The sequence below is a fragment of the Streptomyces sp. NBC_00572 genome (assembly GCF_026341815.1).
GTDB lineage: Bacteria > Actinomycetota > Actinomycetes > Streptomycetales > Streptomycetaceae > Streptomyces.
This window is the reverse complement of record NZ_JAPENX010000001.1, coordinates 4153115-4166658: the sequence shown is the minus strand read 5'-3', so window position 1 is coordinate 4166658 and position 13544 is coordinate 4153115. Positions and strand designations below refer to the sequence as shown.

Annotated in this window: 13 protein-coding genes; 7 read left to right on the top strand and 6 right to left on the bottom strand. The window is 74.9% G+C overall.

Going from position 1 to position 13544, the window contains the following annotated elements; genetic code table 11:
* Window positions 1-30: 30 nt before the first annotated feature.
* From OG514_RS19460 to OG514_RS19445, 4 genes are all read left to right on the top strand, one after another.
* Complete coding sequence (locus OG514_RS19460) at window positions 31-717, top strand: M50 family metallopeptidase (RefSeq protein ID WP_266896440.1); 687 nt, start codon at window positions 31-33, stop codon at window positions 715-717.
* Window positions 718-737: 20 nt separating this feature from the next.
* Window positions 738-2069, top strand: a complete 1332-nt coding sequence (gene aroA, locus OG514_RS19455; protein ID WP_266896438.1) for a 3-phosphoshikimate 1-carboxyvinyltransferase — start codon at window positions 738-740, stop codon at window positions 2067-2069.
* A 3-nt stretch (window positions 2070-2072) separates the two neighbouring features.
* Window positions 2073-3086 (top strand): ribosome small subunit-dependent GTPase A, encoded by a 1014-nt coding sequence (gene rsgA / locus OG514_RS19450; protein ID WP_266896436.1) that lies wholly within the window; start codon window positions 2073-2075, stop codon window positions 3084-3086.
* A 103-nt stretch (window positions 3087-3189) separates the two neighbouring features.
* Entirely contained in the window at window positions 3190-3513 is a 324-nt protein-coding gene (locus tag OG514_RS19445) for a multidrug efflux SMR transporter (RefSeq protein ID WP_266896434.1), read from the top strand.
* Here OG514_RS19445 and OG514_RS19440 read toward each other — a convergent pair.
* Window positions 3405-4058 (bottom strand): TetR/AcrR family transcriptional regulator, encoded by a 654-nt coding sequence (locus tag OG514_RS19440; RefSeq protein ID WP_266896432.1) that lies wholly within the window; start codon window positions 4056-4058, stop codon window positions 3405-3407. The two genes, OG514_RS19445 and OG514_RS19440, sit on opposite strands and share 109 nt — an antisense overlap.
* Before the next feature lie 123 nt (window positions 4059-4181).
* Between OG514_RS19440 and hisN the strand changes: the two genes are divergently transcribed.
* A complete protein-coding gene (gene hisN, locus OG514_RS19435; protein WP_266896430.1) occupies window positions 4182-4991 on the top strand; it encodes a histidinol-phosphatase in 810 nt (269 codons plus the stop codon).
* A gap of 40 nt (window positions 4992-5031) precedes the next feature.
* On the opposite strand, the gene OG514_RS19430 is transcribed toward hisN, so the two are convergent.
* The 4 genes from OG514_RS19430 to OG514_RS19415 all read right to left on the bottom strand — a co-directional run bounded on the left by OG514_RS19430 (window position 5032) and on the right by OG514_RS19415 (window position 10651).
* Window positions 5032-5592, bottom strand: coding sequence for an RICIN domain-containing protein (locus OG514_RS19430; RefSeq protein WP_266896428.1), 561 nt, complete (start codon window positions 5590-5592; stop codon window positions 5032-5034).
* Window positions 5593-5636: 44 nt separating this feature from the next.
* The gene (locus OG514_RS19425; protein WP_266896426.1) at window positions 5637-6503 is read right to left on the bottom strand and encodes a peptidoglycan-binding protein LysM; all 867 of its coding nucleotides are present in this window, start codon (window positions 6501-6503) and stop codon (window positions 5637-5639) included.
* 5 nt (window positions 6504-6508) lie between these two features.
* Window positions 6509-7405, bottom strand: coding sequence for a CAP domain-containing protein (locus OG514_RS19420; RefSeq protein ID WP_266896424.1), 897 nt, complete (start codon window positions 7403-7405; stop codon window positions 6509-6511).
* A 195-nt stretch (window positions 7406-7600) separates the two neighbouring features.
* The gene (locus OG514_RS19415) at window positions 7601-10651 is read right to left on the bottom strand and encodes an AfsR/SARP family transcriptional regulator (protein WP_266896422.1); all 3051 of its coding nucleotides are present in this window, start codon (window positions 10649-10651) and stop codon (window positions 7601-7603) included.
* A 175-nt stretch (window positions 10652-10826) separates the two neighbouring features.
* Between OG514_RS19415 and OG514_RS19410 the strand changes: the two genes are divergently transcribed.
* Window positions 10827-12290 carry a BTAD domain-containing putative transcriptional regulator gene (locus OG514_RS19410; RefSeq protein WP_266896420.1) on the top strand — a complete coding sequence of 488 codons (1464 nt, stop codon included), beginning with the start codon at window positions 10827-10829 and terminating at the stop codon, window positions 12288-12290.
* A gap of 87 nt (window positions 12291-12377) precedes the next feature.
* Here OG514_RS19410 and OG514_RS19405 read toward each other — a convergent pair whose 3' ends face one another.
* A complete protein-coding gene (locus tag OG514_RS19405; RefSeq protein WP_266896418.1) occupies window positions 12378-12905 on the bottom strand; it encodes a hypothetical protein in 528 nt (175 codons plus the stop codon).
* A 217-nt stretch (window positions 12906-13122) separates the two neighbouring features.
* On the opposite strand from OG514_RS19405, the gene OG514_RS19400 reads away from it, so the two are divergent.
* Complete coding sequence (locus OG514_RS19400) at window positions 13123-13509, top strand: cyclic nucleotide-binding/CBS domain-containing protein (protein WP_266896416.1); 387 nt, start codon at window positions 13123-13125, stop codon at window positions 13507-13509.
* The last annotated feature ends 35 nt before the right edge of the window (window positions 13510-13544 follow it).

Genomic DNA, 13544 nt, shown 5'->3' with positions numbered 1-13544 from the left:
CCCGAACACGACCGAGGAGCCGTCCGCGAAATGACCGAGATCCTCGGCACCCAGCCGGCTCCGGAAGAGTGGATCGTCTACCTCACCGCCGCGTGCGCCCTGAGCCTGACCGTGTTCCGCACCCTCTGGCTGCCGGCCCGCAACGCGATCACCATCGCCCACGAGGGCGGCCACGGACTGGTGGCCCTCGCCACCGGCCGCCGCCTCGAAGCGATCCGGCTGCACTCGGACACCAGCGGACTGACCGTGAGCCGGGGCCGGCCGACCGGCGTCGGCGTGGTCCTCACCCTGGCCGCCGGATACCCCGCCGCCCCCCTGCTCGGCCTCGGCGGCGCCGCTCTGCTCGGCACCCACCGGACCACCCTGCTCCTCTGGGCCGCGACCGCCCTGCTGCTCGCGATGCTGGTGATGGTCCGCAACGCGTACGGGATCCTCACCGTCCTCCTGACGGGTGCGGCCTTCCTCCTCGTCTCCTTGCTGACCGGCCCCGAGGTCCAGTCGACCTTCGCGTACGCCGTGGTCTGGTTCCTGCTGCTCGGCGGCGTCCGCCCGGCCTTCGAGCTGCAGGCGAAACGGCGTCACGGCGGCGCCCCCGACTCGGACGCGGACCAGCTCTCGCGGCTCACCCACGTGCCCGCCGGGGTGTGGCTGTTCTTCTTCCACGCGGTCGCGATCTCGTCCCTGATCGGCGGCGGGCGCTGGCTCCTGGGATTCTGACTCCCCCGTACAGTGAGTCCATGACCGCAGCCACCTCCGCGCACACCGACCCGCCCACCGACCTCTGGCCCGCCCCGTATGCCCGCGGCGCCGTCGACGCGACCGTCACCGTGCCCGGATCGAAGTCGGTCACCAACCGCGCCCTGGTCCTCGCCGCGCTGGCGTCCGAGCCGGGCTGGCTGCGCCGCCCGCTGCGCTCCCGCGACACCCTCCTGATGGCCGAGGCGCTCCGTACCCTCGGCGTGAAGATCGAGGAGGGCGTGGGCCCGGACGGCTCCGGCGAGGCCTGGCGGATCATCCCCTCCCCGCTGCGCGGCCCCGCGACCGTCGACGTCGGCAACGCCGGCACGGTCATGCGCTTCCTGCCCCCGGTCGCGGCGCTCGCCGACGGCCCGGTGCGCTTCGACGGCGACCCCCGCTCCCACGAGCGCCCGCTGCACGGCGTGATCGACGCGCTGCGCGCCCTCGGCGCCCGCATCGACGACGAGAGCCGCGGCGCGCTGCCGATGACCGTGCACGGCGCCGGTGGTCTGGACGGCGGCACGGTCGAGATCGACGCCTCCTCGTCCTCCCAGTTCGTCAGCGCCCTGCTCCTCTCCGCGCCCCGCTTCAACCAGGGCGTGGAGGTACGGCACGTGGGCTCGCGACTGCCGTCGCTGCCGCACATCCGGATGACGGTCGACATGCTGCGCGCGGTCGGCGCCCAGGTCGACGAGCCGGAGCACGGCGGCGCCCCCGACGTGTGGCGGGTGGCCCCGTCCGCGCTGCGCGGCCGTGACCTGGTCGTCGAGCCCGACCTGTCGAACGCGCAGCCGTTCCTGGCGGCCGCCCTGATCACCGGCGGCCGGGTGACGGTCCCGGCCTGGCCCGCGCGAACCACCCAGCCCGGTGACGCGCTGCGGGAGATCTTCACCGAAATGGGTGGCACCTGCGAGCTGACCGAGGAGGGTCTGACCTTCACCGGTACGGGCCGGATCCACGGCATCGACGTGGACCTCGGCGAGGTCGGCGAGCTGACCCCCGGCATCGCGGCGGTCGCGGCCCTCGCGGACTCCCCGTCCACCCTGCGCGGGGTCGCCCATCTGCGGCTCCACGAGACCGACCGGCTCGCGGCGCTCACCAAGGAGATCAACGAGCTGGGCGGCGACGTGACCGAGACCGAGGACGGTCTCCACATCCGCCCGCGCCCGCTGCACGGCGGCGTCTTCCACACGTACCACGACCACCGCATGGCGACGGCGGGCGCGATCATCGGCCTCGCGGTCGAGGGCGTGGAGATCGAGGACGTGGCCACGACGGCGAAGACCTTGCCCGACTTCCCTAGGATGTGGACCGAAATGCTCGGGGCCTGAGTCATGCGGCGTTACGGCAAGCACACCGACGAGGACGACATCCGCCAGCGGCCCAACCGCAAGGGCACCCGTCCCCGGACCACCATCCGCCCCAAGCACGAGGACGCCGTCGAGGGCATGGTCCTCACCGTCGACCGCGGGCGGCTGACCGTCCTGGTCGACGACCGGGCGGTGACCGCGATGAAGGCGCGCGAACTGGGCCGCAAGGCCGCCGTGGTCGGCGACCGGGTCTCGCTCGTCGGCGACCTGTCCGGAGAGAAGGACACCCTCGCCCGGATCGTGCGGATCAGTGAGCGCAGCTCGGTGCTGCGCCGCACGGCCGACGACGACGACCCGTACGAGCGGGTGGTCGTCGCCAACGCCGACCAGCTGGCGATCGTCACCGCGCTCGCCGACCCCGAGCCGCGCCCCCGGCTGATCGACCGCTGTCTGGTCGCCGCGTACGACGGCGGCCTCACCCCGCTGCTCGTCCTCACCAAGTCGGACCTGGCGTCGCCGGACACCCTGCTGGACATGTACGGCGCGCTGGGCGTGCCGTACGTGGTGACCACCCGCGACGAGTTCGTGGACGGGGTCGCCGCCGAGCGGGTCCACGAGCACCTCAAGGGCCGGACGACCGCGTTCGTCGGGCACTCCGGTGTCGGAAAGACGACGCTGGTCAACGCCCTGGTCCCGCCGGAGCGACGGCGGACCACGGGTGTCGTCAACGCGGTCACGGGCCGCGGCCGGCACACCACCACCTCCGCGCTCGCCCTGCCGCTGAACGACAAGGAGGGCGGCTGGGTCATCGACACCCCGGGCGTGCGCTCCTTCGGTCTGCACCACGTCGACCCGTCCCGGGTGATCCTCGCCTTCCCCGATCTCGTACCGGGCACGGAGAACTGCCCGCGCGCGTGCAGCCACGACGAGCCGGACTGCGCGCTCGACGCGTGGGTGGCGGACGGGCACGCCGATCCGGCGCGGCTGGTCTCGCTGCGGCGGCTGCTGGCGACGCGGGAGCGCCGCGAGGGCGACTGATCCTTCCGCGTCGCGTCCGCGTTTAGGGACGACCACGACCGGTAAGTGCATAATCGCACCAAGTGCGACGAAGCAGTCACCGACGGCGTGGGAGGCACTGACGATGGCGTGGCTGCTGGTGGTGGTGGCGGGCTTCCTGGAGACGGGGTTCGCGGTCTGCCTCAAGCTCTCGCACGGGTTCACCCGGCTGTGGCCGACGGTCGCGTTCGCGGCCTTCGCCCTGGGCAGCTTCGGCCTCCTCACGATCGCCCTGCGGAAGCTCGACGTGGGCCCCGCGTACGCGGTGTGGACCGGGATCGGGGCGGCCGGGACGGCGATCTACGGAATGATCTTCCTCGGTGACGTGGTCTCCACGCTCAAGCTCATCTCGATCAGCCTGGTCATCATCGGGGTGATCGGGCTCCAGCTGTCCGGCTCCGCGCACTGACCGTCCGCCCGCCGGCCCTCCGCGGAGGGAATCACGGGCGCCACGACATGGCTGAGGGCGAGGCGTACGGCAAGTTCACAGCCGGCCGCCCAGCGCTCGCCCGCGCAGGCCGCGGTCGCCGCCACCAGCTCGCCCGGCGCGGGCGGACCCTCGTCGGCGCGCCGCTGGGCGGGCACGGCCGCGGGGCGCGCGCCGGGTCTGGCGGGCCGGGGCGCGGGCAGCCGCTCGTCCCAGGCGCCGGTGAGCAGGGCCCGCAGCACGGGCCGGGCGGCGGCCCGGGTCACGATCCACTCGGCGACGACGACAAGGTTCCGTTCGGGCGGGGCCGGGGCGGCGAGCAGCCGCCGCACCCCTTGGAGATAGGTGTCGGCCTCCCTGCGCGCCAGGGCGCGGGCGAGGCCCTCCTTGCTGCCGAACTCGTTGTAGAGGGTCTGCCGGGAGACCCGGGCGGCCGTGGCGAGGTCGGCCATGCGCACGGCGGGCCAGGGCCGGTGCGCGAGCGCGGCGAGCGCGGCGTCGAGCAGGGCCTCGCGGGCGGTCGGCATCGGCGGCCTCCTGGACCGAGCGAATCGTTTCCGTGCTCAGCGTCGGCAGGCGTCGAGGCACTGTCAAGGGCCCCCGGTGGACGGTTCCCCGTCCGGGGATCACACGGGGATAGAGTGCCGTTCATGGCCGATTACCACGATGATCTGCGTCTCGCCCATGTCCTCGCGGATGCCGCCGACGCGGCCACCATGGACCGATTCCAGGCGCTCGACCTCAAGGTCGAGACGAAGCCGGACATGACCCCGGTGAGCGAGGCCGACAAGGCCGCCGAAGAGCTGATCCGCGGTCAGCTCAAGCGGGCCAGGCCGCGCGACGCGATCCTCGGCGAGGAGTACGGCGTGGAGGGCTCGGGCCCGCGCCGCTGGGTGATCGACCCGATCGACGGCACCAAGAACTACGTGCGAGGGGTTCCCGTCTGGGCGACCCTGATCTCGCTGATGGAGGCCGGGGAGACCGGGTTCCAGCCGGTGGTGGGCGTGGTGTCGGCCCCGGCGCTCGGCCGGCGCTGGTGGGCGGCGAAGGGCCTCGGCGCGTACACCGGGCGCAGCCTCGCCTCGGCGACCCGGATCGGCGTCTCGAAGGTCGCCTCCCTCGAGGACGCCTCCTTCGCGTACTCCTCGCTGAGCGGCTGGGAGGAGCAGGGCCGCCTCGACGGCTTCCTCGACCTCACGCGCGCGTGCTGGCGGACCCGGGCGTACGGCGACTTCTGGCCGTACATGATGGTCGCGGAGGGTTCCGTGGACATCTGCGCGGAGCCGGAGCTGTCGCTGTGGGACATGGCGGCGGTGGCGGTCGTCGTCCAGGAGGCGGGCGGTACGTACACCGGGCTCGACGGCCGCCACGGCCCGCACAGCGGGAACGCGGCGGCCTCGAACGGGCTGCTCCACGGGGAGCTGCTCAGCTACCTGAACCAGGAGAACGCGGAGGGCTGAGCGGCCCCTTCACGGGCCGGGCGTCAGCCGGGCCCGGGTGTCAGCCGAGCTTCCACCACTGGCCGGCGTCGTTCGGGTCGCACGACGCCATGGTGTCGAGGTAGCCGACGCCGTTGGACTTCAGGCACTGGCCGGTGGCCACGTTCTTGGCCATCCGCCAGCCGTTGCCGCCGTCGGTCAGCCGCCACTTCTGGTTGGCCGGGATCCCGCTGCCGTACGGGTCGTTGAGGCCCGCCCAGCCTCCGGGCGTGTCCCAGATCTGCGGGATGCCGGTGGCACGGTCGACGTCGAGCACCTTGCCGTCGCCGCCGTGGCTGATGGCACTGGTGCCGTCGCAGTAGCTCCACACCGCCCAGGTCTGCGCCTCGGAGGCGTTGGGCGTCCAGGTGCCGACGCGCTGCCCGTTGACCTCGTTGTTCGACGGCAGGTCGAGGGCGCCGCCCCGGTAGGTGGCGACCTCCGTAGTGGCGTGCAGCCCCGGCGGGAACATCCCGCAGTCGTCGGTGGTGGCGGCGCCCGCGGTCGGGGCGGTCGCCAGGGCCGCCCCCGCGACGGTCACGGCGACGCCGAGACCGGCGACGAAGGATCGAATGGTGGTCATGCTCGTGGTGGTCATGCTCGTCCTCTCTTGATGCAGGGTGGGGGTCATGCGGTGACCTGGAAGCCGTGCGCCTTGCCGAGCCGTTCCAGGGTGGTGCGGCCGGGCATGCCGTCCGCGTCGCCGCCGGTGTAGCCGCAGCGGCGCTGCCAGGCGGCGTACGCGGTGAGGGTCCTGGTGCCGAAGGAGCCGTCCGCCCATTCGGCGCGCAGCAGCCCCTCGGCGGCGAGCGCCTTCTCGACGGGCAGCGCGTCGGCGCGGTGCGCCGCCACGCCCTGGGCGGCCGCCGGGTCGGTGCGGGCCGCCGCGAGCACCCGGGCCAGGCTGACCACGGACCGCAGGTGCTGCCGGGACGCCGGTGCCGGTGCGGTGGACCCGCCGGCGGCGGCGAAGAGCCGGGCCGGGTCGATGTTCCCCGGATCCCAGTGGTCGTTGCCGGGGACGTGGACGTGGCCGAAGTGGCCGCCCTTCCCCCGCCAGTCGGTACGGGACCGCTCCCGGCCCGCCCAGACGTCGGGCACGCCCCAGGAGCGGGCGGCCGCCATGAGCGCGCGGAAGTTCGGGCCCGGTTTCCAGTAGCCGGTGAACGGGGTCGCGGCGCGGGCCAGGACCTCGATCTGCACGCAGACCCGGCCGGTCCGGTTGGTCCGGGTGTCCCCGTCGTTGCGCAGCGCGCGGGCGCTGCGGTCGAGCGGCCCGAACTGGCCGAGCCGGTCGGTGGTGGGGTCGTACAGGAGGTGGGGTTCGCTGCCCTGCCGGATCAGGTACGCGCCGACGGAGTCGAAGGCCGCGTTCCCCGCGCCGCTCTCCGTGGTGTGCCAGACGACCCGGGGCGGCAGTTCGGGGCTGTCCATGGGGCCGCCGATGGCGCTGTCGCCGAGGCGTACGGCGCCGGGGATCCATGTCGTTCCCATCGGGTTCAGCTCCCGAAGGTCTGAACGAAGCGGCCCCAGTTGCCGCGCTGCCTCGGCGCGTACCCGACGCCGAGGTTGCGGTAGGCGCCGTTGAGGATGTTGCTGCGGTGGCCGGGGCTGTCCATCCACATCCGCATGGCCTCGGGGACGCTGTTGGCCGGGGTGACGTTCTCCGCGCGGGCGGTGTTGCCGGCGTATCCGGCGTCGCTGATGCGCCTGCTGAAGTCGGAGCCGTCGGTGCCGTTGTGCTGTGTGAGGTCGTGCGACGCCAGGTCGTTCGCGTGGCGCTGGGCGGCGGACGAGAGCCGGTCGTCGAGGCGCATGGCCGGGACTCCGGCGCGGCGGCGCTCCTCGTTGACCATGGCCAGCATCTCGCCGTGCACACCGGCCGGCGCGGGCTGCGGCTGGGGCTGCGGCTGGGTGCCGCCGCCCTGGCCGCCGCCGGTGCTGCCCGCCGGGGCGAGCCGCCAGACCTGGCCCTGGTTGGCGGGGTCGCGCCGCCATACGCCGAGCGCGGCGCCCTGCGCGTCGGCGGTGAGGTAGGCGGGGCCCTCGTCGGGGCGGGCGCTGCGCAGCAGGACCCGCCCGTCGCCCCCGTCCTCCAGGTGCCAGAGCTGGTTGGCCTGGCCGTGCTCCTGGAACAGGTGGGTGGTGAAGTGCGAGTAGTCGTAGTCCATCACCATCGCCTGGCCGGCGGCGTGGGCGTTGTGGGTGAGCCTGGTCTCCAGGAGGAAGGTGTTGTTCGGCTTGGCCCAGAAGACCCAGCCCTGGGCGGCGCTGCCGTTGGGCGCCCAGCCCTGGATCCGGTTGCCGTTGCCGGTCTGGCTCGCGTTGACGTCGGCGGCGAGGCCGTTGCCCGCGAGGAGCGTCCACACCTGCCCGTTCTGCGGCTGCGTCGTCATGTCGTGATCTCTCCAGTCGTGTCGGTGACCTGACGGGGAGTACGTTCACCGACACCGGTAGACATCCGGTCAACGCGCGTAGCGCGGGCGCTCACCCGGGTGCGCCGTGAGCGGCACGGCAGGGTGCCTGGGCTCCTCCCGGCGCGGGCGGGTGCCTGGGAGCACCTCACGGAGCAGGCAGGAGGCGCGTGCACCTCACGGCGCGGGCAGGGTGTCGAGCAGCGCTCGTACGGCCTGCTCCTCGTCGGCGATGCCGAGCCGTGCGTACAGCTCCGCCGCGTCCTGGAGGCAGGCGCGGGCCCGGCGGGGCCTGCCGAGGGAGACGAGCGCCGAGCCGAGGGTGTGCAGCAGGGCCGCCTCCAGGGCCACACTGGTCTTCCGGGCGAGCGGCAGCGCCGCCTCGGCGGCCTCCGCGGCGAGCGTGGCCCGGCCGCACTCCGCCTGGATCCGGGCGGCGAGGTCGCCCGCCGCCGCCTCGAACACCGCGACCTGGAGCCGGGCGAACTCCTCCCGGGCCCCGGTCGCCTGGGCGAGCGCCCCCTCCGGGTCCCCGCACAGCCGCAGCACCCGCGCCAGGTAGTAGCGCCCGGTGGCCGCGGACACCGGCCCGGTCCCGCTCATCAGCCGCGCCCCGCGCTCGGCGGCCTGCCGGGCCTCGGTCAGGCGCCCGGTGTGCGCGGCGTTGAAGGCGAACTCCCCCAGGGCGCTGCCCTCGGCCCGCTCGGCCCCGAGCCCCCGGAACACCTCGGCGGCCCGCCCGGCATGCCCGGCCGCCTCCGCGTGCCGCCCGTGCACGCGCGCGTTCCCTGCGAGCGTGAGCAGCGCCTTGGCCCGGACGCGGGCGGCCGGCCCGGCCGTGGGGTCCGGGTCCTGAGCGAGGGCCTCGCACAGCGCCACCGCGCGGGTGATCTCGGTCCGGGACTCCTCGTAGCGGTTGACGTGCCAGAGCATGGTGCCGCGCACATAGCGGGCGAGGGCCTGGGGTGCGCGGTCGCCGCGGGTCGCGGCCGCCCCGGCGATTCGCTCGGCGAGGCCGGCGATGACGGTCGTCTGGGTCCGTTCGAAGAGGACCGAGCCCATCTTGTCGACGAGTTCGGCGGCCTGGGCGAGGGGCAGGGCCGGGTCCGCGCAGGCGAGGGCGACGGCGGCGGCGTGCACCGGGGCCTGGTCGCGCATCCAGCGGACGGCGTCGGCGCCGGTGGCGAGCGGGCGGCCGGGCAGGGTCACCGGCGTGTCGAGCAGGCTCCGTTCGACCGGGTCGACGGATCGGGCGGCGGTGTCGGCGTGGCGGGCGGTGGCAAGACAGAAGTCGAGCAGCCGCGCGGCCGCGGCGCCCCGGTCCGTGCCGCTCTCCTCCTCGGCGAGCCGGTCGCGCGCGTAGGCGCGGACCAGGTCGTGGTAGCCGTACCGGCCGAAGCCCGGCGAGTGCAGCAGGTTGAGGTCCACGAGCCCTTCGAGGAGTTCGTCGACCTCCTCCTCGGAGCGGTCGAGGAGGGCTGCGGCGCAGGGCAGGGCGACGTCGGGCGCCTCGGGCAGCGAGAGGAGCCGGAAGGCGCGGGCCGCCTCCGGCGTGAGGCGGTGGTACGAGAGCGCGAAGGTGGCCTCGACGGCCCGCTCCCCGTCGTCGAGGGCGGCGAGCCGCCGTTCGTCCCGCAGTCCCTCGGCCAGCGCGGCGAGGCCGGTCCCGGGGTTGGCGGCGACGCGGGAGGCGGCGATCCGTACGGCGAGCGGCAGGCGCCCGCAGGCGGCGACGATCTCCTCGACGAGGCCGGGCTCGGCCGCGACCCGGTCGGGGCCCGCGATCCGGGTGAACAGTTCGGCGGCCTCGTCGGCCGGGAGGGGGTCGACCCGCAGGTGGTGGGCGCCCGCCAGGCCCGGCAGACGGGTGCGGCTGGTGACGAGGACCGCGCAGTCGGCGGAGCCGGGCAGGAGCGGCTCGACCTGCTCGGGTTCGGCGGCGTTGTCGAGGACGACGAGGACCCGGCGGCCGGTGAGCACGGAGCGGTAGCAGGCGGAGCGTTCGGCCGTGCCGGGCGGTACGTCCTCGGCGGCCACCCCGAGGGCGCGCAGGAACTCGGCGAGGACGGCGGCCGGTTCACGCGGGGTGCGGTCGGCGCCGCGCAGGTCGGCGAAGAGCTGCCCGTCGGGGAAGCGGTCGGCCGCCCGCCGCGCCGCGTGCACGGCGAGCGTGGTCTTTCCGACCCCGCCCATGCCGTCGAGCGCGGACACCACGACGGCCCTGCCACCCGCCCCCAGCTGCTCCGCGAGCGCCTCGACGGCGTCTCCCCGGCCGGTGAAGTCGGCGAGTCCGGAGGGCAGTTGCCCGGGTGCGCGCCATACGGGCGCGTCCTCCTCCGCGGGCCCGTCCGCCACTGCGCCGAGCAGGGTCGGGTCGCCGCGCAGGATCCGCAGCTGAAGTCCGGCGGGCGAATCGGGCACGGGGCCGGCCGGGCCGGGACGGCTGTTCGGACCGGAGCGGGCGCCGGGAGCGGGTCGGCCGGCCGGGCCGGAGCGGTTGCCCGGGACGTTCGTGTCGGCCGGGCCGGACAGCGCCTCCGGCGGGATGGACGCGCGGGCGTCCTCGTAGACGGCCAGGGCTTCCGCCGTGCGGCCGGCGCGGTGGAGGGCGCGCATGTGGACGGCGACGAGGCGGGGGCGGCACGGGTGTTCCAGGCAGAGGGCGGCGACCTCGGCGGTGAGGTCGGGGCGGTCGCCGAGCTCGGCGTCGAGTTCGAGCCGCTGCTCCAGGGCGCTGAGCCGTTCCTCGGCGAGGCGGGCGCGGACCGCCTCCGCGTGGGGTCCTGGCAGGCCGGCGAGCGGTTCGCCGGCCCACAGCCGGTGCGCGGCGCGCAGCACTTCCCGTACCCCGGCCGGCGACGGTTCGGCGTGCGCCTCCGCGACCAGCCGCCGCCATTCGGCCGTGTCGACCCACGCGTCCGGCGCCCGCAGGGCGTACCCGTCCCCGACCCGGACGATCGGCGACTCGGCCAGGTGCGGCCGGAACGCGGACCGCAGCCGGTGGACGAGCAGCTGGAGCGCCTTGCGCGGGTCGGCGGGAGCGGCGCCCTCGCCCCAGATGCCCTCCGCGAGCACGCCGTGTGCGACCGTCCGCCCGGACGCGTCGAGCAGCACCGCGAGCAGGGCCCGCTGCTGCGGGCGGCCGAGGGCGATCTCCTCGTCCCCGTGCCAGGCGCGCAGCGGCCCGAGCAGCGCGAACCGCAGCTTTCCCGTGTCCCCCCTGTCCACCGTGACCCCCCTGCCCACCGTGTCCACCGTGTCCACCGTGACCCCCGTCTTTCCCTCTTGTTTCCGCTGGTCGGCGCGGCGCGCCGACGGTCCGCAACCCCTCCGGGCGGCGCGTCCCGGCGGCCTATGATGCGCCACGTCAACCGCGAAGTACTCATGGCTCAGGGGGGGTGTCATGGGACTCGAGTTCGCCGTTCTCGGCCCACCGCGCGCATGGCTCGACGGACGGGAACGTGCGCTCGGCCGCCCGCAGCAGCGAGCGGTGCTGTGCGCCCTGCTGCTCGCGCCCGGAGAGCTGGTGCCCACGCAGCGGCTGATCACGGCGCTGTGGGGCGAGGACGAGGACGACTGGCCCAAGGACCCGGTCGGTCAGATCGGCACGCACGCCCACCGGCTGCGGCGGGCGCTGGACCGTCCGGGCGTCCTGGTCGCCGGGCCGGGCGGCTACCGGCTCGCCGTCGCCCGCGAGGCGGTGGACGTCTTCCGGTACGAGAACGAGGCGGGCCGCGCCGTCGCCCGGTTGCGCGACGCCCCCGAGGAGGCGCGGGAACTCCTCGCGCGCGCCCTGGGCCGGTGGTCCGGGACCGCGCTCGACGGGGTGCCCGGGCCGCTCGCGGCACGCACCCGGGAGCGCCTCGCGGCCTCGCGTCACGCGGCGGTCATGGCGTCGTACGAGGCGGAGCTGTCGCTCGGCCGGCACGCCGATGTCCTCGCGGCGCTGCGCGAGCTGACGGCGGCGCGCCCGGAGGACGAGGAGGCGCACCGGCTGTGTCTGCTCGCGCTGTACCGGTGCGGCCGGCGCGCGGAGGCGCTGGCGCTGTTCGAGGCCTTGCGCGAGCGGCTGGACCGGCGGCTCGGGCTGGATCCGGGCGGGGCGCTGACCGGCCTGTTCGAGCGGATCCGGCGTGACGGTCCGGGGCTCGCCGTGCCGCGTCCGTGCCAGCTGCCGCCGGACATCCCGGATCTGGTGGGGCGCGGGGCGCAGGTGCGGGAGGCGGAGGGGCTGCTGCGGTCCGGTGGCGGGCAGGCCGGCGGCCGGGTGGTCCTGCTCTCGGGGCCGTACGGGGCGGGCGCTTCGACGCTCGCGGTGCATCTGGCGCACCGGGTGCGCGACGCGTTCCCGGACGGTCAGTTGTACGCGCGGGGTGATGCCCCCGGAGCCGTACGGGAGGTCCTGGCCGGGTTCCTGCGGGCGCTGGGCGAGCGGCCTCCGGAGGGCACGGGCGAGGGCGAGCTGGCGGCCCGATACCGGGCGGCGCTCGCGGGCCGCCGGGTCCTGGTGCTGCTCGACGGGGTACGGGAGCCGGGGCCGCTGCTGCCCGGCGGGGCGGGGTGCGCCACCCTGCTCACGGAGGCGGAGGCGGAGGAGGGGGTGGCGGCGGCAGCGGGGGCAGAGCCGGAGGTGGCAGCGGGACCAGGGGCCGTACGGCTGCCGGTCGGACCGCTCGATCCGGACGACGCGTACGAACTGCTCGCCCGGATCGCGGGCCCGGACCGGATCCGTCGAGAGGCCGACGCGGCCCGGGAACTGGCCGAGCTGTGCGGCCGGCTGCCGGCCCGGCTGCGATCGGCGGCGGCGCGGCTCGCGGCCCGGCCGCAGTGGTCGGTGGCCGATCTGGTGGGTCGTCTCTCGGGCTGAGCCACCGGGCGCGGACGTGCGGTGGCCCCGGCCGGAAGGGGGTCCGGGCCGGGGCCACGTGTGGAGGGGGATGGGGAGCAGGGCCGGTCAGTACAGGTCGGAGAGGATCCTGTCCTCGGTCGTCGAGCTCAGTGTCCGCGCCGTGAGGGCGTTGAAGGTGCCGCACCGGGTGTTGGTGTACCAGATGTGGAGGCCGCCCGGGCCGTCCCCGACCTGGAGGCAGGCGTAGGCGGAGCCACCCTTGTCGTGGCCCCGTGAGGCGCACTCGCGGCCGTCCGCGCCGCGCACCACGAGCCGGCCGTCGCTCTGCATGACGGCCTTGTAGCCGCAGCCGACGGTGTCGGTGTGCCAGAGGGGAGTGGCGTTCGACCAGTCGCCCGGTGTGCTCGTCCGGTAGAAGACGAGATTGCCGTCGGTCTGCATGATGAGCCGGGCGTAGCCGGTGCTGACGTGCCAGCCGGGGTAGAGCGGCTCGTCACCCCACAGGGTCTGGGTGCCGGGGTCGTAGGCGGCCTGGGCCGTGCCGGATCCGGCCACCGTCCCCGCCACCGCCAGCAGTCCCGCCGCCGCGGCCCCCGCGGCCCCGCGCAGCGTCTTCTTCACGATCGTCTTCATCCCCGTTGCCTTCCTTCGGTTCGGCGTGCGTACCGATCCTCGGCGGCGGCGGTAGACAAACGATGAACGCGGCTCACGCGCACTCCCCGGAAGCGCCTCGCGCGCCCCCTTGTCGGCCCCCTCCCCCGGTGTCACTCTGAGAGTCCCCCCGCTTGTGAACTTGTGAAGCGCTTCTCGTTGAAGGCGGGAACGTTTCACCAAGGAGGTGGCTCCGCCCATGCTCGTCCGTGACGCCATGAGCACCGTGGTCCTCACCATCGGCCCCGCCCACACCCTCCGACAGGCCGCCCGGCTGATGGCGGCGCGTCGCGTCGGCGCGGCCGTCGTCCTGGACGGGGACGCCGGACTCGGCATCCTCACCGAGCGCGACATCCTCAACTCACTGGCCCGCGACCAGGACCCCGACGCCGAGACTGCCGACGCCCACACCACCCACGACGTCGTCTTCGCCGCCCCCACCTGGACCCTGGAGGAGGCGGCCGAGGCCATGACGCACGGCGGTTTCCGCCATCTGGTCGTCCTCGACGACCGGGGTCCCGTCGGCATCGTCTCGGTGCGCGACATCATCCGCTGCTGGACCCCTCTGCACAGCGTCGCGGGATGACGCGAAAGCGGGCCGGAATCCGTACGGAAATCCGG

Coding starts and splice junctions, on each gene's coding strand:
- rsgA (WP_266896436.1), top strand. CDS start 2,073: ATGCGGCGTTACGGCAAGCACACCGACGAGGACGACATCCGCCAGCGG.
- OG514_RS19420 (WP_266896424.1), bottom strand. CDS start 7,405: ATGACGACGCAGCCGCAGAACGGGCAGGTGTGGACGCTCCTCGCGGGC.
- OG514_RS19400 (WP_266896416.1), top strand. CDS start 13,123: ATGCTCGTCCGTGACGCCATGAGCACCGTGGTCCTCACCATCGGCCCC.
- OG514_RS19440 (WP_266896432.1), bottom strand. CDS start 4,058: ATGCCGACCGCCCGCGAGGCCCTGCTCGACGCCGCGCTCGCCGCGCTC.
- OG514_RS19405 (WP_266896418.1), bottom strand. CDS start 12,905: ATGAAGACGATCGTGAAGAAGACGCTGCGCGGGGCCGCGGGGGCCGCG.
- OG514_RS19430 (WP_266896428.1), bottom strand. CDS start 5,592: ATGACCACCATTCGATCCTTCGTCGCCGGTCTCGGCGTCGCCGTGACC.
- OG514_RS19410 (WP_266896420.1), top strand. CDS start 10,827: ATGGGACTCGAGTTCGCCGTTCTCGGCCCACCGCGCGCATGGCTCGAC.
- OG514_RS19460 (WP_266896440.1), top strand. CDS start 31: ATGACCGAGATCCTCGGCACCCAGCCGGCTCCGGAAGAGTGGATCGTC.
- hisN (WP_266896430.1), top strand. CDS start 4,182: ATGGCCGATTACCACGATGATCTGCGTCTCGCCCATGTCCTCGCGGAT.
- OG514_RS19425 (WP_266896426.1), bottom strand. CDS start 6,503: ATGGGAACGACATGGATCCCCGGCGCCGTACGCCTCGGCGACAGCGCC.
- aroA (WP_266896438.1), top strand. CDS start 738: ATGACCGCAGCCACCTCCGCGCACACCGACCCGCCCACCGACCTCTGG.
- OG514_RS19445 (WP_266896434.1), top strand. CDS start 3,190: ATGGCGTGGCTGCTGGTGGTGGTGGCGGGCTTCCTGGAGACGGGGTTC.